This window comes from Flavihumibacter fluminis, assembly GCF_021491375.1.
Classification (GTDB): Bacteria; Bacteroidota; Bacteroidia; order Chitinophagales; family Chitinophagaceae; genus Flavihumibacter; species Flavihumibacter fluminis.
Genome location: NZ_JAKEVY010000001.1, coordinates 781,443 through 804,672 on the forward strand (window position 1 = coordinate 781,443; position 23,230 = coordinate 804,672).

Genomic DNA, 23,230 nt, shown 5'->3' on the forward strand with positions numbered 1-23,230 from the left:
GTATAATTTACTTTGAAACCCGCAGCAGTTTACGCTCACCAGCCTTAATGGAAAAATTCATAAAACTTGCAGGTTGATTCACATTCATAATTCCAGTCTCAACAAACACTTTCAATTCAGCATCGAAAAGGGTGGCATTATGCACTTCGAACTCAAAGGCTTTCCTGGTTATTCCCTTCGGCTTTACATCCAAATGATCAAGCACTACAAATGATCCATCCCGTTTTACAACCATTCCCGGAAGTTGATTCACTGAAAGCATGTTGGCAATTTGCGCCCAGGTAGTTTGATTCATCACTTCACCTATTCCTTCCAACCAGTCAGTAGTGCTGCACCGCTCATCTACACCGCCCGGGGGAATTGCGCCAATCGGTTTGTCTTTCCTGGAAATGTATTGCACACAATTGTGAACAATATCCCTCAACAGGTCACGATAAAAGGGGTCACCGGTTGCCAGGTAGAGTTTCAGCAAACCCAGGCCGCCGTGAGTACAAATATTGGGTGACCCATGCTTATTTTGCGTATTGGCCCATACTGCACCATTGGAAAGGATTCCCAACTTGCCAAAACTTGAACTGGATGGAAAGCGATAATTATAGGAAGACACCCATGTAGCAAATTGAACTGTCATGCGTTCCGCAATATCAAGCCACTCTTTTTCACCGGTTGCTTCATACAAAGCCACGGCACTTTCCACCATGGAATAGGCACTTTCACTATCAGGGTTTTGCAATGCATCGCCCGGCCCACCGGTGGTGTAGCCCTTACGGATAAATGCAGTATCAAAATAGCGCATCATGCTTTTAGCAGCATCCAGGAATTTTGGCTCTTTGTAATAGCTTGCCGACAGGGCAAGCGCAGCGGGCACCAGCGACCCACTAGCCGATCCGCCCACTATAATCTCGCCTGTATAATTATCGACAAACTGTCCCAACTGCCCCTCCTTCTGCCATTGCCTAAAAAAGGCGTCAGCAACCCTGCGTATGGTATCACGATAACCATCAGGCATCTGGAATTTAACCGCCCAATTTTTGTCAGTACCGTCCAGGTACTGCATCAGTTGCAGGGCATAATACAACCCATCGGCACTGCGGCGTACAAGGTGCCAATTCCGGGTATGGGGCCGCCGAAAGTCGCCTGGCACTGGGATATCCTTTTCAATGGCGTCCCAAAAGAAACCAGAAGGTGCTACTGCATGTGTAAAGGCGAACCTTAGGTTACGAATGATCCGTTCCCGGGTGAGCGAATCCTGCTTACTGAGCAACAAACTGTAGAGCAATTGAAAGCCACCTGTCCATCCAGGTGTCCACCGCTTCCAGGATCCCACCGAATAGTAATTGAATGCTTCATTCCAGTCGTTGCGGTTCAGGCCCTCAAACATTATTTTTGAAGCCATGGAAAATGGCAGTTCCTGTTTCATTTTCCTATCATAAACCGGCAGTGTCCGCAAAGAAGAGAATGTATTGAATAGTTCTTGCAGATCATCTGCTGGCTTGGTGTATAAATAAACACGGATACTGAATGCATCACCTTTTCGGAAATGATATCCACGGTCGATTGATGGCTCCCTTGTTGTTGTGATTTTATATTGATACATCTCCCGGACCACCGGCGCGGTAAGGGAAATAATAGCCCTGCTCCTGTCTTTTGTTTCTTCTATATCAATACCATAATCACCCAATTGATTACCCTGCTCAGTAAGCATCCAACAGATGCGTTGCACTGAAGGGGAATAGAATCCAATAGCAGGAGTACTCATATCTCCACTCCGAAACTGCACCCTGCTAACGCCGTTACCAAGGGACAGTCTGGGAACATCGCTGATGATGGTAGGCACCTGCCTTCCAATATCAACCGGAACATCCTTTTCCTTTTCAGCAGGGTTCTTATAGCCTGTTGCATAATAAGAAAGCTTAGGTGAATACGGAATTACCCTCGCTTCAAAACGGTTTCCGTTGTATAAGGCTGCCGGAGCCAGTACAAAGTTTTCTGTTCGCCAGTGGTCGAAAACCAAATCCAGCGATACGGAAGCTTCATTCACCTCCCCTTCTGAAACCAGAAAGTCCACCTGTACTTCCATCAGATCCTTATATCCAGGTACAGGCTTTGTGTGGTACTTAACTTTCCAAACCACACAGTTCGCATAAACTTCTTGTACAGCATTGGAATCATCTGACAATTTTGCAGTAGTTGACTGTATTAACCTGCTGTATCGCTGTTCATCATAGGTGTTAAATCGAAGCTGAAGAGCTGCATTCATTGATGCAAGTTGTTGCTGTAGGGTATTTTGCGCCAGCGCGTTCATACCACAAGACAAAACAATTACAGATAATAAAATCTTGCGCATCATACTACCTTAGATTTCTGTACTTATCAATAGAAGCACCCATTCCCGGCACATCACCCATAAAATATTCATCAACATACAGGGTAGGGCAGTCAGCATTCATAGCCTTAAGGTTGTTCCACTCATTCCATAAGAAATCGTATTGATCGATTGCCCCCCGTATTGCGGCAATTTCATACCTGCCAGACCTATCCCCCTGCATCCCTTTCAGCATTACTATCCATGCCTGCTCGATAATGGCGTATTTGACACGACCATAGGTGGCTGTTGTCATAATGAATTCAGCCTGTTCCCGAGAAGGCATTTCAAGCTGTCGGGCCAACGCCTCTATCTGCTGCCAGATGGCGGAAGCTTCCCTTTTCTCAGCTAAAACTTTAGCGACCAGCCCATTGCCGATGATATAGGAAAAATCCTTTTCCAATTGTTGTATTCCACCCAGGAATTCATCTCTAGTCCACCAGTGATTCAAAGCAGGGTAGTATTGCGACAATTGTCCTTTCAGCACACCTTCCGCACTCAGCATAGCCAGGCGCCTGAAGATTTCAGTATTCTTTCTATCCAGGCCCAGATAGCGATGAGCAAATTCATTGAAAAGGCTTTCCTCACTGCGGGTGGTGTCCTGTGCCCAATGGCTAATCACATATGCATTCAGTGCAGGCCACAATTCGTTACCGATATAGGGGCCGCGCCAGCCGCCACCCCGCGACCAGGTCCACACCCCCACAAACCTGGGAGAACCGGATAAGCTTCGTAGTCCTTTGTATGGATAATCTGGTTGCAGATATCGGTATTCCTCCCATCCTTCAATTACACCATTTGCAACATAGTAGGGATGGGCCCCTTTGCCGTAAGCTTCCATCTGGCACTGAACTTCCACCTGAAAGCGGTGTTTCCCCTTGTTAATGGTGGGATTAAATACCGTGTTACGATGATAGTCACCCTTCTGATGCTTGATGGAAAAGATGAACAGTGGATGGGGTTCCAGGGCAGCGCTCAGGCGAAGAAAATTCTCTTCATTGGTGTGCAGTAACCCGAAGTCCCAGGTACGGTAAAGTACTTTTTTACCCCGCTTCACACATACTTCATCCCTTAGCAGGTTAGCAAGAATAATGTGATTTTCCAGCCGCCCCTGTATTAGGTTGCCACCGGTATGGTGCGGACAATCCTGAAGGTATATTTCACCTGTGCGTGTGGTCAGTCCATCAATTTGGGGAAATCGATCAAATATTTCCGCAATGCACTCACGGATCAATTTTTGCGTAAAAGGCTTACTGAGGTCAGGAATGATCCTTCCCTGGGTAAGCGAATCTTCCAGCGAACCGGAGTGCATAGTGGCCACACCCAACTCCACGGCATATTTTTTCACCAGGTTCTCGGGAAGCACCAGAAAATCGGTGAAGGGATAGACCTCCAATCCTTGCTTCTTGGCCGCCGTAATGATCGTATCGTATTTCGCAGCCAAACTATCTACCCAAAAACGCTCTTTACTACCTTTGGGGAAAGTGCGTGGACGATGTTTGTCCCAGGTCACTGCACAGGCAGCATAGATGCGTGGTATCTGCGCCCGGTACCCCCATTCTTTTAGCGAATCGGCACAATTAAACCGGCTCACGAACCATGGCTCCATGGGATTATGGTGCACCATATCGGAAATCATCGGAAGGTTGTGCTGAGCCAACAGCTGGCTCTTCACCTGTAGGCAAAAAATAGTTATACCCAAAAAGCGAGCAAGCAGGGATACTTTAATTAATCGAATAAGGTTCACGATAAACCAGTTTATAGAGTTCGGTTAGAAATGCTGCCCTGGTCATGCCAGAATATTTTTGGCTCAACACAGGATGGTTTTGTTGTCCAGCCTTTTCCAGCCACATTCTCGCCAACCTTTCATCCACTTTTTCCAATGGCATGGCTGCGTGATAGGGAAAAGCAGGAGTGTATTGATGGTCACCGATAAATTTCAAATGGTCTTCAAAAGGCACTGAGCCCCATTGTGGCACATCATGGAAATATCCCAGTGTGCCGAAATACTGGAACACCCGAAACCATGGGTCTGAAGGTTTTACATCAGAAAAATAAACAGTGATACCACCAGCTGCATGAAGCTGCTGCTGGATACCTTCCACAGCCACCCGGCGAAGGGCTGTTCTTTGCTTAACGGATGTAACGGCTGCGATGCCGGCAGCCTGTCCCAATGAAGTCCAAATCACTTCATAGCGTAGCGCAGAAAAACCCACATGAGAGGAAGAAAGGGCCACTGGAACAAGCAATCCCTCCATCTTTTCAGGCACCATTACACCATAGGGTATCTGGTAGGGCAAATTACTGGTGGCATAGGAAAAAGCACCATCCCTGATGCCGGGATGATATCGTGACGGTTCATCGCATCCATGTGAATTAAGGCCATAATCACCCACCGCTACTGCATCTTTGCGTAAATACCCCCTTACCGTATTAGGCGCCTGCTGGCAATCCTTCTCGATAAAGGTCATTACACCTGACAGCCGCCTTCCTTCCCTAACGTAAATGGAAGGTGTGAAATGATTGTTCTCCTCAAACTCATCTTTAGGCAACCAAAGTGTTTTGGCTTCGTTTCGGATCTTTTCAGGAATAGCTTCATCATTTTGAAGGAAGAAAAAGAAGCCTAGCGTATATTCCAGATGACGTTTGAAGATTTCCTTCCGCTTAGATTCATTGCCTTCAGGCCAGTCCCAGCTCCAACCAGGGCGCGCCAGACTAATTGAATTGGCAAGATGCTTGTCATTAACATCATACTTGCGGTTGGGTATGGATCGTAACTTCAGTATCTGATCACTTACGGCTGTAATCTGACCGCTTTGAATGGCTCTTAACAAAGGCAGGTAAATACTACGGTCATAATTCTCAGGTTTAGGAATGGGCAACCCGTTTTCTGCACTATCGGTCATACAAACACGGAAATTATATCCCTGTATAGCCCTGTCACCTTCGCCGGTTGAACCCAGTAGGATACGGCCGTCCTTAACAAAAACCTTTCCAGCAAAAATTTCGCCATAAGTTTCACGGCTTTCCCGGCCTAACCGATAACTACACCCCGCGGCGGCCATCAGGTCACCTTCGTAAGTGGCATCAATGAATACTTTGGCCTGCAAAAGCATTGACTGCGGACCTTTGGTGTTTTTGAAATCAGCAGCATACAGGGTCGGTTTCCCACCTACCGGACGTACATGGGCTTTCTGTAACCGAAAATTCGTAAACACCCTTACACCTGCACTTCGCAACAAACTGTCAAAAACATATAATGCCACATGAGGTTCAGCCTGTAAGCCATGGTAGGAATCAGCCACCTGCTTACTATTGGCGCCATATCGGGTGGAATAGTATTGGTGTACACCATTCATATATTCCCTGAAAAAACCCTGAACGGCTTCAAATGTCCTGAAATCAATATAGGCAAGCCCACCGGTAAGCATGCCCCCTACCTGGTATTGCTCTTCCACCAAAATAACCTTAACCCCACCTCTTGCAGCCTGCACAGCAGATGCGATACCACCGGGAGTTCCCCCATATACTACCAGGTCAGCGGTCTGCTGGGAAAATCCGTACGAAAAAAAAGACAACAAACCAAGCAGTAACAACTGTATCCTTTTGAACATGGTACTGATTTTATCCTTTTTAATACATAATTTTCCTGCCACTGGTAACCATTCTAACCCATGATCTTTGTCCCACACCTAAAAGCAGGATAGAATTCCCCCATCCAGGCATGGATCTAAAACTATAATAAAGCCAAGCAGGAAGATTTTATTTTTTTGGCATTGTTTAGTAGAAAAATGGCATTTAAAAACCAACTCATTACAGCACTTCCTTATTTTGCGAAAACCTGAAAAAGCGGAATGCCGGATGATTGATTAGGGACCAAAAAGCAATTTTGGCTTGTCTAAAATTTAAAGCTCAGCCCAAAACAAGCGGTTGACAGAAGAATAAATGGTTTGGTCATTGATACCCTGAGGTGCATTGGCGTTCCTGCTGACCTCATTCTGGGGATAAGGAAACCTAAACGCATGACCTAATGGATCTGTGACAGCCAACAAGCCAGTCCTACGAAACTCATTATAGGCTTCCACGTGTTGAAACTGGAAATAGAAGATATATTTCTGCAAAACAATATCTTTAACAGTAAGGCTACTTGCTCCAGGGAAAACTTTTGACCTGCTTAAATAATCATTAATCTCAGTCTGGCTCAATACAGCGGTAGGAGAAAACAGGGAAGCCTGACTCAGTGCGCTCCTAACTGCTAGTTCATATTCTTCATTAGCCTTTTCATTGTTACCAAGGAGCAGGTGCGCCTCAGCAGCTATAAATTTTAATTCCACAAAGGTCAGAACGGGTAATGGCGCACGTCTTTCCCTCATGAAAGCAGGCTTAGAGTAGGTTGTTCCATTGATGGAAATATCAGTAACCGCTTTTCCGCAGGGAGCCGGCACAACTTTCCCACCTATAAGTGTAAACCAAATCCTGGACCTGGGATCACCATTAACCTCTTCACCGGGATTCAGAAAATACTTCATAGTATTTACCAAATTTTCAGAAACACCAACTGCAGACTGAAGAATATAACCAATTGAAACCGGATTACCATTAAAATTATCATCCGTAAAGAACGTTAGATTCATTGCCTCTCCCGCACCAAAACTATTCTGGACCGCCGCCAATGCCTTTGTTGCAAAGCCTTGCTTATCCGTATTGCTAAGTCTCATAAAAAGACGAGCCTTTAATGCCCATGCAGATTTTTTCCACAGCGTCATATTACCATTAAATACGAGATCGTCCTTAGAAGGCCTGGTGACAGCAGATGTTGCCCGGTCAAATCTTGAAATAGCAGAATCCAGCAATACTTCAACCCTTTTGTACAAATCTTCGTCATTATCAAAAGCAGGTTGAATGTTCTGAGTTGGATCAAATGCTTCGTTAAAAGGCACGTCCCCGAACAGATCGGCCAGGTTCATTACACAAAGTGCACTAAGAAAATTTGCAATACCTGCATAGCCCCATTGGCCAGAGGCAATTGCTCTTTGCTCAAGTTCAGTTGAAGTGCGTAATGCTACATAAGCATTCTCCCAGGAAGGGGTTGCATAAAAATTCAGGCCGATGATACTTCCCGTACCAGTGAATGCAAACTGCTCTGCTACCACACCTGCCCCAAACGCTACCGCACTGTTGTTGTTGTTACCAAATACGGAATGCATGGTTCCCATTATGGCAGAAGGCAACAAGGTGTTTACAGGGGTGTTAATCAACTGATTAGGATTTTGGTCAATAGCGTCTAACTTCTCCTTACTGCAAGAAGACAACAATGTACCCAAAAGGATGAAAAAAATACTTAGCCTTTTCATACAATTATTTTTTAATTGCCCAATTCTTAAATGGGCTGACTATTTTCTGAAAATAAATTTTAGCATTACAGGAAGAAACTGGAAATTTTTCTTTAATACTTTATTACCAAGTAATTCTCAACCCTCCTCCAAAACTTTTTGTCTGGGGAGTTTGGGTTACTAATATTCCATTTGCATTGCCTGTACTCTGTCCACTCATGTTTGTGAAATTTCCCTCTGGATCGGTAAACGCCTTTGTATTAAGGAACAGGTTTCTTCCCATAAAATAAAGATCAGCATTCTTAATACGCAGCCTTTTCAGCAGACTGCTTTGGGGAAGGCTATAGGACAGATTGATCTCTCTCAACCTTACGAAAGATGCATCATTAAGCTGGGCCTCAATATTACCCATCAATACTGCACCACTATAGTAGGTATTCTTCCTAAAAATAGAAATATCGTTATCACCATCAATAAACAGGGAACCATTCACCAACCTTCCTTTCTTACCAGGCAAAACAACCGGAACATCCCTGTCCCTTGTTTCACCTGCCACACCCCTGAAACGAGCCTCCACGAGATCATGCATATAAACAACCCCACCCTGCCTCCAGTCTAGCTGAAAGCCAAATGTGAGAGACTTGTACCTGAAAGAGTTGAGGAAATTCACCTCAAAATCCGGATTACTCGTACCCAATATCATGGGAGATTGAGATAACAGGGGCATGCCACTTGTGGGGACATTTGAGGCGGAATTAACAACTATTTGTCCACTTGATGGATCCCTTAAATAACCAAGGCCCAATAATGAACCGTATTGGTATCCAGGCTGGGCAACAACTGCTGGAAGACCAGTACCATACTGGGCAAGGACAATCCTGGTCAACCCATCCGATAATTCATCCACATAGGTTCGATTGGAAGTAAAGTTGGTAGTAAAATCCCAATTGAATGATCGATTCCTGATTGGTGTTATACGAAGGGTCACCTCATGTCCATATGAACTCATCCTGCCAGCATTGCGAACTTCCTGTGCTGCCCCTGAAGAAGGAGTTAATGGAACCGATACAATTTGACCATCGGATACACTTCGAAAATAGGTATAGTCAAGTCCAATACGGTCATTGAAGAACCTCAGATCAAACCCGAGTTCATAACTGGAAGTATTTTCAGGCATGAGGTCCTTGCTGATGGTAGTCTGGGAAGGAACAAATCCAACCACGCCATTAAACGGGAATTGGAATAACCCGCCACGACTATTGAAAGCAGAATAACCGACATTATTAACATATAAAGGCCCTGCTTGCCCCACTTCAGCCCAATTGACTCTCAATTTTCCAAAGTTGATCACATTACCCAAAGCAGGAAAAGATTCTGTAAAAACATAACTCAACCCCAGGGAGGGATAAAAGAAAGACCTATTATTTGATGGCATGTTTGACACCAGGTCATTTCTGCCACTGGCAGTAAGGAACAACCTGTTCTTCCAACCGACTGATGCATTACCATAAAAACCAACAACCCTTTGCCGAAATAAAGAATTAGACGCCTGGATCCTACTGGCATTGCTCAGGTTGAACAGGTCAGGAGAAATAAGGTCAAATCCTTGTGATAATTCATTCCGGGTTTGAATATCATAAATTTCGTTACCAACTATAAAATTGTAGGTAAAATCACCTTTTCGCTTATCATAAGTAAGAAAAAGGTTGGAATTAACTTGCTCCTGTTTGGTGTTCAGGATTTCTATAAAACCTCCTGCAGGTGTACCTGTAAAACTTGTAAAACCAGCTGGTGCCGTACCCAGGTCTTCAAAGGTATTCCTCGTGTTACTGAAATAATCTATACCCAATCGATAGGTCAGCTTAAAATCAGGCAAAATCCTGTATTCGGTTAAAATATTTCCAAAGAGGCGGTTCACATACAATTTCCGATAGTTATTCTCTACAACCCAGTATGGATTGTTCTGGCTGGTACGATAAAAAATCTGCGCATTGGGATTGTCACTCCTCGCATAAGGCTTACCAGCTAAATTATACGATGGAGGTGTTTCTATTACCCCACGGAACAAATTACCGTTACCCTGGTTATCAGGGAAATCATCAGTCCTGGAATCAGTATAGTTTACCGAAATACCCAACTTGAATTTAGAAAAAGGTTCAAAGTTTCCACTGAATCTGAGGCTATTCCTTTGTAAGTTGGTGCCTTTAATGATACCACTCTGGCTGGTATTCCCTATCGAAAAGGAATAATTTCCTATACTTATTCCCTGTGATAGCTCCAGGTTATTATTGATAGTTGTACCTGTTTCGTAAAAATCTCTTGCATTATCATAGGCCCTTGCTTCCTCCGTCTCTCCCAAAAGGTTTGTATAGCTGCCTATCTTATCAATCCTGCTGCCCCATGCAAAGATGGCATTTTGGTTAAACTCATCATTCTGGCCCTGGGCATATTCATTTTGCAAATCAGGAATCACACTAACTTTATCAAAGGAACTAGAATTATCAAATATTATCCTCGGACTTTTTTGGGCATTTTTACCGCTCTTGGTCGTAATTACGATAACACCGTTAGCAGCCCTTAACCCATATAGGGCAGATGCGGCCGGTCCCTTGAGGATATCCATATTCTCAATGTCGGCAGGGTTAAAATCAAGCGCCCTTTCTCCACCAGATACCGGTAGGCCATCTACAACAAAAAGCGGTTGATTATTGCCTGTCATGGAACGTGCCCCACGGATATTGATTTGAGGAGCCCTTCCTGGCATACCACTACTCAATCGTACAGAAACACCGGCAGCTTTTCCCTGGAGAGAGTTGAGCACATTAGGATTACCTACTGAATTCAAAAGTTTACCATCAACCTTTTGAGCTGAATAGGTTAGTGATTTCGAACTCTTCCTGATTCCGAAAGCAGTTACTATTACAGAATCCGAAACGGCAACTTCCGGTTGCATCTGGATAGTTAAAATATTATTTCCTGTAATTGCGACCTCTTGTATTTGGTAACCAATATAGCTGAAAACCAAAACACCATTTTCCTTTAGCAATCCAATTGAAAAGGCGCCCCCCTGGTCTGTCACCGTTCCATTGCTGGTGTTTTTTTCAAGTATACTAACACCTTCCATAGGCTGACCATTCTCTGATACAACCTTCCCCTTTATAACCCGCTGCTGTTCATCATTATTTAATCCGGAAAGGCCTTCAATAACAAGAGTCTCCCCAACGGAACTTTTCCGGCTAAGCACTATATAATTATTGACCAATTCATACTTCAGGTCAAGGGGAAACAGTAACTCTTCCAAAACCCTTGCCAACTCCTTATTGAGGGATTTGATAGTTACTTTCCTATTTGACCTGATTAACTCAGGACTATAAACAAACTTTACCGCTGCCTGCTTTTCAATCTCATGTAAACAAGTCCTTATTTCCGCTTGATAAAAATCGATCGAGACTTTTTTATTAAGAACCTCCTGTCCCATACTTGTATGAGCATGAGTCAGTATCGATATAGACAATAGTATTGCTGGTAATACTGAAAATTTCATAATGGCAAGTACTACTGACCTTGTCAGTAATTTTTTCATAAATTGCAAGAGTTTTGGTTTAACAATTACATCAAAACAGCCCGCATTGGCGATGTGGTAATTTCCTTAGCGGGTCCTTAGAAGCTGATAATGCTCCAACATTGTCAGCTTTTTTGTTGCGATGGTGGTAGTTTATTTATGTCATAGGCAATCGTTTTAGTTTTTGCAACCGGTTGATGAGATCACAACACTTCCATCCATCACCTCATAAGAGGCGTTGATAGCCATGCAGATAATCTTTAGTTTATCAAAAAAAGCTTCATTCCCAAGGGAGGCCGATAAGGTACAGCCAGCCAAAACCTCTTCATCGTACACTATTTGAACACCATAGGCTGATTCTAACTTCTGAAACACTTCCTTTATCCGAGTCCCGGAAAATTCAAAGGACAGGTTATTGGCCTGTGGTAAAATGCAGGGGCTTTGCACTACCATCTTCTTCAGTTCATTGGACTGCACATCAAACTCCACCTGCTGGTTGGGTGTAAGGATGGTGCCCTGTAGCTTCCCTGAATTGGCCGCAGGCTTCTTCCGATCAGGGGTTTTAAACACTGATACTTTACCAGACACTACCGACACCACTGACTTTGTGTCCTTATCAAATGCTTTGACATAAAAGCTCGTTCCCAATACCACGGTGACAATATTCCTGGTGTTGACATAAAATGGGCGTTGGGCATTTTTCTTCACTTCAAAAAAGGCCTGGCCAGTCAGGAATACTTCCCGCTTTTGTTCGATGGAGTTCTGCCTGTATTGTAGCCTGCTTCCGGGATAGAGCTTCACCAAACTACCATCTGCCAGGTAAAACTGGTGAACCGTATCGGAATCATTGACCTGTTCCATCACCACACTGGAAGCCCTGACTCCTACATGATCCCGTTCCCCAGCCAGCTCCCCAGGATTAACATGCACCCGATTAATGAAAAAATACAGCCCTATAAACAGCACAAACATGGCGGCCGCTGCCATTATCCAACCAACCCTAAACTGGCTGAATCGCTTTTGCTCCTTTCCCACTACATACAACATCCCTTTGTTCCGGGAAGCCCTCTGAAGTAAATTCCTGACCTGCAAATCCAATTCCTCCTCACTAAGTGTATGATGATCCACTGCCAATGAATAGACAAGTGCCTTGGCCCAATCCACCAGATCCTTGTGGCCGGGGGCCTCATTCAGCCATTGCTCCCAACGGACATTATCCGCCTCTTCCTTACCCATTAGCCAGGCCCGGAAGGAGGGATCGAACACAAGGGAGGCCAACTGATTTATTTCTTTTTCTGTCATAAGATAATGTGCACAAAAAACCTGTCCTTATAGACAGGCATTAAACTTGAAAATCTACTGGTCGCGGGAAAGATTTTTTCTCAATTTCCCCCAGCACCACCTATTCTTCTAAAAAATCCAGGTCACGCCCATGGGTTTCCGATATGGTCAGAACAGACAAAAGCCCGATGGCAAAACAGATGGCTCCCACTGCGGCACCTGCGATGGGCACCTGAAAGAAGGTTTTGAAGTACGCAAAACCAGTGGTCATGAACACCACTGTTCCCCTTACCATGTTGGGGATGGTAGTGGCGGCAGTAGCCCTCAGGTTAGTTCCAAACTGCTCGGCACCAATGGTGACAAACATAGCCCAGTAACCAATCCCCAGCCCCATGAAGAGGGTAATGGCATAGAACAGCCCCAGACTCCTTATTCCTGCAAAAAGGTACACGAGGGAAAAAAGCAGTGTAAACAACATCATATATAGAACTGCTTTCTTCCTCGATTGCAACTGGTGACTTATAACACCGCTCGCCAGGTCACCAAACGACAACCCAACATAACACCACATAATGGACAAACCAGGGCTTACCGGCTCGTTAATCCCCAATGCTTTCCCAAACTCATTACTAAAGGTTGCCAGGATCCCTATGACAAACCAGGTAGGCATTCCCATGCCCACACATTTTAAATACCGGAAGAGCCTTTCCCTGCGCTTGAAAATCGAGAAAAAATCACCCCGTTTCACATTTTCCTTCTCTTTCACCCCTTCAAAAACACCGGATTCAAACACCCCAACACGTAGCAAGAGCAAAGAAATACCCATCCCCCCACCAATAAAATAAGCAGTTCGCCAGGCGAACCATTCCACTGTGAAATATGCCACCACAGCGCCTAAAAGGCCAATACCCGCCACCAGAGAGGTACCCAGGGCCCTGAGTTTTTTAGGAAGGACCTCTGCTACAAGGGTAATACCAGCCCCCAGTTCACCTGCAAGGCCAATGCCGGCAATGAACCGCAAAACTTTGTAGGTAAAAGGATCCTTAACCAGACCACAGGCTATATTGGCAAGGGAGTAGGTTAGGATGGACCCAAACATTACAGAAAGCCTCCCTTTTTTATCACCTAACACCCCCCAAATCATCCCGCCTAATAAAAGTCCTGTCATCTGCCAGTTCAAGATACTGGCACCGGTTGCTGAAGCGGCAGATTCATCCAGCCCCATATCTCTAAGGCTGGGCAGTCGGACGATCCCAAACAACAGTAGGTCATAAATGTCTACGAAATAACCCAATGCCGCTACCAGCACGGGGATACTAAATAATTGACGGAGATTCGCATCCTTGCTCGATGTAAATTCACTCATTGATTTTGGAAGATTTGATTTTTGCCATTCTTACAGCAACGATGATTTGGATTCATTCCATGGCGTAAAATATCAACAACACCTAATAAAGAAAGGAAGTATTGAAATCTACTGTATTTCGGAAAGGAAGCTAAAAAGAAATTTGCTCTATAACAGAAAGGGAAAAGATTCCTTTCCGGCATTTTTACGGAATTGATTAAATGCATCCTGTAGCAGGTTATAAACCGATTGCCTTTTCAGTGTCATAATCTCGGCGATTTGGTCAAGGTCAGCTTCAAGGTAATACCTCAGGTAAATGATCTCCTGTTGACGTTTAGATAGTTTCCCGATAATATTCCTAACTAAACCAATCTTTTGAGTGATTTGTTCCTGTTCCTCAATAGTTTCTTGTACAGGTACCACGGAAAAAAAACCGGCATCAAAGGGAATACCTGTTAGTTCAAGAAAGGGCCTGCTTTTTCTAATCTCCCTGAATAACTTTCGTCGTATAGATTTGAACAAATAAAATTTAATTGAACCAGTAGGCCCTATACCTTTCTTGTTCTTCCAAAGTTCGAGGAACAGATCCTGAATACAATCTTTTACAAGCTCTTCATCACGGGAGAAGCGCGTTCCGTAATTGAACAGGGATTGAAAATGCAGTCGGGTAATCATTCCGAATGCTTCAACATTTCCGCAACGGAATTGATCCCAAAGCCACTGATCATCATATGTTCCTTTGATGGCAAGCATACAACCTTCTACGATTCCTACTAAGTTGAACAAATTCGGAATATTATTATTAAACTATCTTGACATCTTATTTAATAGTTTTGGCATCATTCAACCCACTACAATTTCTATGTTTATTTCAAGTGTATGTCTGCCACTGTACTGAATTTAAAAGGTTTATCAGGATGTTGCCCCATTTGAATAAAACAATTACCAGCCTCCCTGTTTCCCCACCAGGTTCCGAAGAAAGGCAATTGTGTTGCGTTTGCCAATAAATATATAGAATTCACTTTTTTAATGTCAAGTCCCTTTGCCGAAATCATGCCCACATGAGGGTACATCCAATGCGCAAATATTCGTTTGCCTTTTTGAGTATATCTTCCCCAATCAGGCTTTGGCAATATAGCTGCACCTGCGCCATAAATACTTTCTCCGTTCTTCTGCATCCACTGACCTACTTCTTCCAGAATCCTTACGCTTTCCTCAGGAATATCACCCCTCGCATCTGGCCCCACATTCAGCAACAGATTGCCATTTTTACTCACACAATTGATCAGAGTATGAATAATTAATTCCGGCGACTTCCAATTATGATCAAATGCACTAAATCCCCATACATTATTTAGCGTAAGACAAGTTTCCCAGGGTACCTGATTCCCGTACTTGTCCAAAATAGGATCATCCGGCACACCTTGCTCAGGTGTTTCAAAATCTCCCAGCATTGATATCGATCTCTTTAAAGATGAAGAACCTTCATGAATTTCAAGCCTGTTATCAAGGATGATATCCGGCTGATGCCTGCGCACCAGCTCTACCAATTCTCTCGCTTTCCATTTTTCACCGCTGTACTCATCAAATGAATAATCAAACCACATGATATCGAGCTTACCATAGCTGGTGATCAGTTCTTCTACCTGCCCATGCATATACTTCAGATAATTATCCCAATTCACTTTTCTCAAACCATTGAGACTGTCGTTACGCTGCGGATGGTTGCCAACATTTGGATAATCCGGATGATGCCAGTCAATTATTGAATAATACAATCCAACTCTCAATCCTTCCGCACGAAAAGCATCCAGAAACTCCCTCACCAGATCTCTGCCTCCCCAGTATTTTGATATAGTATAATCTGAAAGCTTTGAATCAAATAGACTGAAGCCATCATGATGCTTTGCTGTCAGTACAGCATATTTCATTCCGGCAGCCTTTGCTAACTTTGCCCAGGCCCGTGGATTATAATCAGTTGGCTTAAAAGCATCCACAAAGGGTTGATATTGTTCAGTAGTAAGCCGTTCATTAGATTTTACCCACTCCCCTCTTCCGGGTACGGCATAGGCTCCAAAGTGAATGAACATGCCAAACCTTGCTTCACGCCACCATGCCGTTCGCTGCATTACTTTATCATATTGCGTTTTGTAAGCAGCCGGCATTTGCTGGGCACTGAGTTCTAGGTGATTCACAATTAAAAGTGCAAAACACAGAACTACCTTATAAATTAAGTCCTTTCTTTGCATATCTATTATTTTTTTTTCAAAAGATGTTGATTCAATGAAAAGGGTTTCCCTTCTTTTAAAACAACCGTTTTATTCAAATTCCCATACTTTATTCTAACCTTCTGGGAGATAGGTGATACCAGCTTCACTTCTTGTAATTGGCCATCCTGCCAGCTTATATCCACCAGGATATTCCCCCTCGCTTTTAAGCCTTTCACATCCCCCTCCTTCCAGGCATTAGGCAGGGCTGGCAGGAAATGTAGGCCATTATGCGATTGCAGCAACATCTCCGCCACACCGGCAGTGAAACCAAAATTGCCATCGATCTGGAATGGAGGATGGTTATCAAACAAATTGGGAAGGGTGAGGTAACGTTGCATATCGAGGATATTCTTCCAGGCCGCATCCCCATCCAACAGGCGCGCATACATGTTCACCGACCAGGCCTTACTCCAACCTGTGTAAAAGCCTTGCCCCTTCTCTGCAAACTGGTGGCGCCTTTCAATGGTCTTACGTGCCGCCTCGAACAGCTCGGGCTGTTCGGGAGTGATCTGCGCCGCAGGGTACAAACCAAACAGATGTGAAATATGCCGATGCCCGGGTTCCACTTCTTCGTAGTCCTCTATCCATTCCTGGATAGTGCCATATCGCTTACTCACCCGTACCGGGGGCAACTCCTTCCTCACCTTTTCCCATTGAGCCAGCAGGACCTTGTCCTCACCCAGCAGCTTACCAGCCTCCAGACAGGCATCCACCAGTGCAGTAATGATCTGGATATCCATGGTCGCCCCATAAGTAAGCATGTATTGCTCACCGTTAGGCAACCTGTAGGTATTCTCCGGGGAATTGGAAGGTGCTGTAACCCATTGGCCATTCTTATCCTTCACCAGGAAACCAAGGACAAATTCGGCCGACTCTTTGATAATGGGCCAGGCTTCCTGTTCGAGGTATTGCCTGTCCCTGGTAAACAGGTAATGGTCCCATACCTGCAGCGCCATCCAGGGGCCACCCATTGGGAAAGTACCCCAACCCACACCATCGGCAATAGCGGTCCGGCCAAAGACATCCGTAAGATGGTTCACTGTCCAGCCCTTCGACTGAAAGGTTTTGCTGGCGGTTATCCTGCCCGGACCGCGCAATTTGTTGGTGAGGTTCGTGAAGGGCTGGAAAAGTTCTGAAAGGTTACAGTTATCCGCCGGCCAGTAATTCATTTGCAAGTTGATATTGGTATGGAAATCGGAATTCCACGCTGCCTCCATATCCTTGTTCCAGATACCCTGGAGGTTGGCCGGCAATACACCTGGCTTACGGGAGGACCCCATCAAAAGATACCTTCCATACTGGAACTGCAGTACCGCCAGCCCCTTGTCTTCCTTGCCTTCCTTCACAGCCTTCAGCCGGAGATCAGTAGGTATAGTATCCTTATCCTCCTGACCTAAGGAGAGCGACAAACGGTTAAAGATGGCGCTATGCTCCCTGATATGATCCTGCTTAATGGATGCATAATCCCGTTGCCTTGCCTTTTCAAGGATGGCCGCACACTGCCTGGCCGGGTCTATACTCCTGTCGTAATTGAGCGCCTCAAAATTATAATCGGTCGCAGCAGTCAGGTAGAACACCGCTTCATCCGCCCCTTCAACAAAGATCGAATTGTTGATGGCCTGGAGACTGCCACCCTTATTCATGCCCCAAACCCTGGCGGCAAATTTCATGTGCGGACCCGCCGGGCCAGACTCAACAGCTGGCAGGTCAAGGACTTGGCCCTGCATCAATAATTCATCTTTGGCGGAAGGGACAACAGAGGCATCCTGTTCCCTATTCAAAGAGAGGCGGAAGGTCAATTTACCGGGTACACTGGAAGACAGCCTCACCACGATTATATTATCAACGGCCGATGCAAACACTTCCCTGGTCAACCGGATACCGGCATAACTGTACTCCGTCCTGGCAATACCGGTCCCGAGATCAAGTTCCCGGCGGTATTCACTTAGCTCCGGCAGGCTGCGGGTATTCTTAAAAAAATCAATATAGATATCGCCCACAGGCTGGTAAGAACGGATACGAAGCGGGTCACTTTTCAAGCCTTTCTCGGACAGCTCCATAGCAGACCTGATATCCCCTTCCAATAGTTTCTTCCTGATATTTGGTAACCATTCCGCACCATCAGCATCTGCCTCTACTTTGCTTCCGGCCCAAAGGCTTTCTTCATTCAGCTGGATACGTTCCCTTACCGCATCACCAAATACCATGGCACCCATGCGACCATTACCTACAGGAAGGGCTTCATTCCAGTCCCTGGCCGGCTTCTTGTACCACAACCTGAGTCCGGTTCCGGCTTCCTGTCCTTTCACAGCAATGCCACCAAATACAAAGAAGCAAAGGGCAGCCGCAGCAGCCTTGCAGAAGGAATAAATTGGCTTGATCATAAGCATTGATTCAGCTCCAAAATATTTAATAATGGTTGTTGTATTCTGAATAACGAGTCCTAACTAAAGCAATTCCATAAACACCCTGATGAAAAGCGAAGGATCATAATCCTTCATCCTTATTTACCCCCAAAGGCATATTCTGTAGTCAGTATACCTTTATAACATCCTTACCCATCAGTATGAATTTTACAAAAGTGCCTGGTAAACCAACATCCGAAACTTCCTGACAAATTCCCCATAATGCGCATAAGGATGAACGTTGGTAAATACCAGAAGTATCAGGTCTTCTTTTGGGTCGATCGTGTATTCACTGCAATAAGCACCACCCCAGGTAAAAGAACCGGGACTGGCCTGGTCTGCATAATGACTGCCTTCGGTGATCAACTGGAAGCCCAGACCGAATTTATCCTTACGGTCCCAAACTTCGGCTGCCCCTATCTGGTTGCGCAGCATCAGTTCAATGGTTTTCCGGGAAAGTACCCTTTGGTTATTGAAGGAGCCGCCATTGAGGAGCATCTGGCAGAACCGCGCATAGTCTTCTGCGGTACTAACCATGCCCGCACCAGCAGAAAGGTAAGTCTGTGCCCCGGCCACCGGATACAGGCGGAAGGTATCGTTCTTATGCCGCACCAGCTTGTCTTCCGCCCTTTCCTTGCTATACAGTTCTACTAGCCTTGAATGCTTTTCACCAGGCAGGTAAAAATAACTGTCTTTCATCCCCAGGGGCTTTAACACCCTGTCATGGATCACTTTGTCGAGTGGTTGGCCTGATATCACTTCAATCAGCCTGCCGATCACATCGGTATTCAGTCCATACACAAACCCTTCACCAGGATCAGCAATGAGTGGCCTTTTCGCCAGCTTATTGATCACCTCTTCCAGCCTGTCAGGCTTCATGGAATTCAGGTAAGGGATGGAAAATTCCGGGCGATTCTCCAGCGGATGACCATATGGTATTCCGGCAGTATGGGATAGCAACTGCCTGATGGTGACAGGTGACCGGGCAGGCCTTGTTTCATAAGGACCGGTCTCCGGATGGGCTGTATCATAACGAACAAGCACAACCGGGTTAAGGAATGCAGGGATATACTTACTAATGGGGTCATCCAGCAGGAACTTGCCTTCTTCATAGAAGGTCATCAGTGCCACCGTGGCAATAGCCTTTGTTTGCGAAGCGATCCTGAAGATCGCATCAGTTTTACAGGGATTCCCTCCTTCCCTGTTGGAAAAACCAAACGATTTATGGTAAACGACCTGCCCCTTCCTGGCAACAAATGCCACTGCATTGGGTGCCTTACCTGAATCGATAAATGCCTGGAACCATGCATCCAGCCTTGCCAATCTTTCAGCGTTAAAACCCGCCTTTGAAGGAGAAATAGCTAACTTAAATTCCTGGGGCGGCGGGAAAGATTGGCCGTAAACCACCTGTTGGAGTAAAACAAGAAAAGCAAAGCCAACAGCCTTTAAGGAGCCGCCAATCCATTCAGGATAACGATAAGTCACCAAATGCAGCCCCATGGTCCTGTATACAGTTTTTTTCATGACAAGCTATTTACCTTAATACCCAGGAAATTCTATATTTATTTTAGGTTTCAGTTTCCAAAAATGCCGGATTAGCTGGCAGATCGGTTCTACTATCCTAGCAATATTTTATACTCAACTGGCATAAAACACGCACATGGAGCTTTTTTATATCACCCATAAAACCCTGGAGGAACTTAATGATACGAAACCAGGGATTGGCTGGCCATCCAATCCAGGAGCAATTCTTTCCAACGCAAATATGTACCGGTTCCTAGTTGTTGCGCCACCCCAAAATCATGTCCCCCGTCATGTAAAATATGCATGGCCGCATCCACCTTGTTTGCCTTCAGGGCATTAAAATACCTCAGGCTGCCTTCAACCGGGACCGTTTGGTCGTTTAGTGGATGGAAGAGGATAGTCGCCGGTGTCATAGCGGTCACCTGTTTATCCAGGGAAAAATAATTGTGCATTTGCTTTGAAGGCTTGTTTCCCAGCAGGTTTCGGATACTACCCGGATGTCCCATTGAATCTGTAGTGATAACGGGATAGACCAACACGGCAAAATCGGGTTTGCCGGAATTGGCGTACTTACCCTTGTCGAAATCCTCATAGTGAGTGGAAACAGAAGCCGCCAAATGTCCCCCTGCACTAAACCCCATGATACCAATCCGTTGCGGATCCAATTTCCATTCCTTTGCTCGATAGCGGATGACTCTGATTGCCTGTAACGCATCTATCAAAGGAACTTTGTGTGGCTCTTCCATATACCTTGCATCAGGAAGCCTGTATTTTAAGACAAATGCCGTTACCCCTTCCTTACTGAGCCATTCCGCCACTTTTGTCCCTTCAATGTCCCAGGCAAGAAAGCCATAGGCGCCACCAGGACAAATCAGGATAGAAGTGCCATTGGGTTCCGCAGGCATGAAAACAGTGATGGATGGAACACGTATATTCTTTTTGCTGGTAAATAGTGGGCCAGGAACATCTGTCTCCTGCAGCGTATCACTGTCTTTGCTATAGGGAGGTCTTGAAGGCCAAATGGCAATCTCCCCCTGCCCGAACACCAGGTTCCCAACAAAGCAAAACAGCAACCCTACTACACCAGCCTTCCATGAAAGTTGGCAGGACCAAAACGGTCCTTGACATCGCTTATTCATTTGACTTGAATAGATACCATTTATCATCAGCTTTAGTTGACCATTACCAAAAACACAGTCCTATTGCTTCTGGAATATTCCTTTTTCCATCATCATTGGAATAGCCATTAGGGTCCCCCAGGTATAGTAACAATCGCTGCCGCCGAAACATTTATTGGTGCAGGGTGTACCATCCCCATGGTCAGCATGAAAATTCTCCCTTATCCAATTGCCTTTCAGATATTCCTTTAGCAATAACTGGTTGGATTTCCCAGCCAATACCCTTGCTTCTTCATTAAAGCCATAGTTCTTTAGCCCCATATACACGAACATATTCATAGGAGGCCAGATCCTTCCCCGCCAATAACTCTGGTCCTTGTAAGCCGGATCATTCCTTGCGATGGAAGGCAGCATCCATTGCCCATAAAATTCATTGGGATTCAACAAGTGTTCCTTCACCATCCGGGCAGCCTTTCCCGCATCAGGAATACCCACCAGCAAGGGATAGAAATTAGTTGGGGATATCCTGGGGTTAAAACAGCGGGTATCCAAACGCCAGTTCAGGTAAAGGCCGGTCTTTTCATCCCACATGGTAGCCAGCTTAGCTTTATAGGTTGCAGCCCTGCCGGCCAATTCAGTTTTTATATCACTTTTCCCTAACCATTCCGCGATGGTGGCGAGGGCTTCACAATCCCGGATATAGAGCGACATCAACCCCACATCGCCCTGCATCATGATATGCCTGGAGGTATCAAACGGCACATCATCGAACATTGGTGAGTTATCAAGGCCGGACTCAAACATTGCTGCCTTTTTGGTATGTGCATCCCAATCCATGATAATGGGACTTGATCCCCAACAAAGGAAGCCCTCATACGATCTGTTATGATGCCACCACCGGTTATTATCCAATAAATGAGGAAATACAATCTCCAGCAGCCATCTTTCCTTGTACTTGCTATAAAGTTCCTTTGCTACCCAACTATATACCGGTGGCTGGGAGCGATCGCGGGAAGCTATACCATAACCCATAGCATAGTTGGGAAAGAAACCTTCCGGCGTCTTATGGCGAATGATCTCGACCAGGTTGGCATAGGCCAATTGCTTGTGGAAGGGCAGGAAATTGTAAGCAGTAAAATCCCAACCTCAAAGTACGTAATTATTGAAGCGCTTGTTCCACCATCGGCCCGCTCCCGGAGTTACCACCCTGCTATACATGGGCTCATAAATGGTACTCCAGCCCAGTATGGCCTGGGTAGCTTGGAAAGAAGCCCTGAGTTCGCCAAATGGAGTTGCTTCCTTCTCAACACTTGCCCTATTCGCACAAACCAACTCACGGATATCAGCAAGGGATCTTTTCCTGCCCACATAGACCCCAACTTGCTCATTGTTCAATTGAAAAATAAGGTAGGGAGTAGCCAGATTAACCAGAAGGTCCCTGGTGATGGGTTCAGTAGTGCCAACCTCCAGTTGCATCCCCCCACATTTCACAAGCAGCTTATCTTTCCCATAGGCAATATTGCCTGATCGCTGCCATAGCATCCCGGCTTCAATGGTGATATGGGGCCTGATCCTGGGCATGACTATAGGAGTGATCAGCCAAACCATATCATTCCCGTCTACAGCACTTTCAACCCTGAAATGGATACCCTTCCATTCAACTTCCACATCGGTATACTTCCCATCAAAGGAACGTAGCTTACCAGGCCTAATGACCACATCGGGCGTTTCATTCTCCATTGGGTAAAACTCCCTGACATGCTCCCCAAACAATCTCCTGTCCTTCAAACCAAGGCTTACTGACAATCCCTGAGGAAGCAAAACCTGGCTCAACATGGAGTGGTTATTCCAGGTATTCCAACCTTGCGCCAATTTCTTTTGAAGGGCGATGTATTGGGGGTGGTTAATATCCACTATATCATAACGCAAAAGTGAAAGGCTGTCCACCTGCGCGTTTGACCCCGGTGAACACATTGCTAATAAAAAAGTATAAAAAGCATATAAAGCTCTTTTCATAGCAACTGAAT

13 protein-coding genes and 1 pseudogene are annotated in these 23,230 nt (G+C 45.3%); all 14 read right to left on the reverse strand.

Annotation, left to right across the window (positions count from 1 at the left end; genetic code table 11):
- Window positions 1-7 precede the first annotated feature (7 nt).
- The 14 genes and pseudogenes from L0U88_RS03505 to L0U88_RS03570 all read right to left on the reverse strand — a co-directional run bounded on the left by L0U88_RS03505 (window position 8) and on the right by L0U88_RS03570 (window position 23,219).
- Window positions 8-2,350, reverse strand: coding sequence for a glycoside hydrolase family protein (locus tag L0U88_RS03505; protein WP_234864222.1), 2,343 nt, complete (start codon window positions 2,348-2,350; stop codon window positions 8-10).
- A 1-nt stretch (window position 2,351) separates the two neighbouring features.
- Window positions 2,352-3,974 (reverse strand): hypothetical protein, encoded by a 1,623-nt coding sequence (locus L0U88_RS03510; RefSeq protein ID WP_234864223.1) that lies wholly within the window; start codon window positions 3,972-3,974, stop codon window positions 2,352-2,354.
- A 115-nt stretch (window positions 3,975-4,089) separates the two neighbouring features.
- Entirely contained in the window at window positions 4,090-5,979 is a 1,890-nt protein-coding gene (locus L0U88_RS03515; RefSeq protein ID WP_234864224.1) for an FAD-dependent oxidoreductase, read from the reverse strand.
- 291 nt (window positions 5,980-6,270) lie between these two features.
- Entirely contained in the window at window positions 6,271-7,719 is a 1,449-nt protein-coding gene (locus L0U88_RS03520) for a SusD/RagB family nutrient-binding outer membrane lipoprotein (RefSeq protein ID WP_255722957.1), read from the reverse strand.
- A 103-nt stretch (window positions 7,720-7,822) separates the two neighbouring features.
- On the reverse strand, window positions 7,823-11,281 hold the full coding sequence (locus L0U88_RS03525) for a SusC/RagA family TonB-linked outer membrane protein (RefSeq protein WP_234864226.1): 3,459 nt from the start codon (window positions 11,279-11,281) through the stop codon (window positions 7,823-7,825).
- A 156-nt stretch (window positions 11,282-11,437) separates the two neighbouring features.
- On the reverse strand, window positions 11,438-12,562 hold the full coding sequence (locus tag L0U88_RS03530) for a FecR family protein (RefSeq protein ID WP_234864227.1): 1,125 nt from the start codon (window positions 12,560-12,562) through the stop codon (window positions 11,438-11,440).
- Between the two features lie 100 nt (window positions 12,563-12,662).
- Window positions 12,663-13,907: an MFS transporter gene (locus tag L0U88_RS03535; protein WP_234864228.1), complete on the reverse strand. Its 1,245-nt coding sequence runs from the start codon at window positions 13,905-13,907 to the stop codon at window positions 12,663-12,665.
- 147 nt (window positions 13,908-14,054) lie between these two features.
- On the reverse strand, window positions 14,055-14,672 hold the full coding sequence (locus L0U88_RS03540) for an RNA polymerase sigma factor (protein WP_234864229.1): 618 nt from the start codon (window positions 14,670-14,672) through the stop codon (window positions 14,055-14,057).
- 80 nt (window positions 14,673-14,752) lie between these two features.
- Window positions 14,753-16,135, reverse strand: coding sequence for an alpha-L-fucosidase (locus L0U88_RS03545; RefSeq protein WP_234864230.1), 1,383 nt, complete (start codon window positions 16,133-16,135; stop codon window positions 14,753-14,755).
- 5 nt (window positions 16,136-16,140) lie between these two features.
- Window positions 16,141-18,540 (reverse strand): glycoside hydrolase family 95 protein, encoded by a 2,400-nt coding sequence (locus L0U88_RS03550; RefSeq protein ID WP_234864231.1) that lies wholly within the window; start codon window positions 18,538-18,540, stop codon window positions 16,141-16,143.
- 189 nt (window positions 18,541-18,729) lie between these two features.
- On the reverse strand, window positions 18,730-20,085 hold the full coding sequence (locus L0U88_RS03555; RefSeq protein WP_234864232.1) for a serine hydrolase domain-containing protein: 1,356 nt from the start codon (window positions 20,083-20,085) through the stop codon (window positions 18,730-18,732).
- Window positions 20,086-20,261: 176 nt separating this feature from the next.
- On the reverse strand, window positions 20,262-21,224 hold the full coding sequence (locus tag L0U88_RS03560) for an alpha/beta hydrolase (RefSeq protein WP_234864233.1): 963 nt from the start codon (window positions 21,222-21,224) through the stop codon (window positions 20,262-20,264).
- Between the two features lie 60 nt (window positions 21,225-21,284).
- A pseudogene (locus L0U88_RS03565) lies at window positions 21,285-22,328 on the reverse strand (MGH1-like glycoside hydrolase domain-containing protein); the annotation flags it as partial.
- A 21-nt stretch (window positions 22,329-22,349) separates the two neighbouring features.
- Window positions 22,350-23,219, reverse strand: a complete 870-nt coding sequence (locus L0U88_RS03570) for a hypothetical protein (protein ID WP_234864235.1) — start codon at window positions 23,217-23,219, stop codon at window positions 22,350-22,352.
- Window positions 23,220-23,230 lie beyond the last annotated feature (11 nt).

Coding starts and splice junctions, on each gene's coding strand:
- L0U88_RS03505 (WP_234864222.1), bottom strand. CDS start 2,350: ATGATGCGCAAGATTTTATTATCTGTAATTGTTTTGTCTTGTGGTATG.
- L0U88_RS03510 (WP_234864223.1), bottom strand. CDS start 3,974: ATGGAGCCATGGTTCGTGAGCCGGTTTAATTGTGCCGATTCGCTAAAA.
- L0U88_RS03515 (WP_234864224.1), bottom strand. CDS start 5,979: ATGTTCAAAAGGATACAGTTGTTACTGCTTGGTTTGTTGTCTTTTTTT.
- L0U88_RS03520 (WP_255722957.1), bottom strand. CDS start 7,719: ATGAAAAGGCTAAGTATTTTTTTCATCCTTTTGGGTACATTGTTGTCT.
- L0U88_RS03525 (WP_234864226.1), bottom strand. CDS start 11,281: ATGAAAAAATTACTGACAAGGTCAGTAGTACTTGCCATTATGAAATTT.
- L0U88_RS03530 (WP_234864227.1), bottom strand. CDS start 12,562: ATGACAGAAAAAGAAATAAATCAGTTGGCCTCCCTTGTGTTCGATCCC.
- L0U88_RS03535 (WP_234864228.1), bottom strand. CDS start 13,907: ATGAGTGAATTTACATCGAGCAAGGATGCGAATCTCCGTCAATTATTT.
- L0U88_RS03545 (WP_234864230.1), bottom strand. CDS start 16,135: ATGCAAAGAAAGGACTTAATTTATAAGGTAGTTCTGTGTTTTGCACTT.
- L0U88_RS03550 (WP_234864231.1), bottom strand. CDS start 18,540: ATGATCAAGCCAATTTATTCCTTCTGCAAGGCTGCTGCGGCTGCCCTT.
- L0U88_RS03555 (WP_234864232.1), bottom strand. CDS start 20,085: ATGAAAAAAACTGTATACAGGACCATGGGGCTGCATTTGGTGACTTAT.
- L0U88_RS03560 (WP_234864233.1), bottom strand. CDS start 21,224: ATGAATAAGCGATGTCAAGGACCGTTTTGGTCCTGCCAACTTTCATGG.
- L0U88_RS03570 (WP_234864235.1), bottom strand. CDS start 23,219: ATGAAAAGAGCTTTATATGCTTTTTATACTTTTTTATTAGCAATGTGT.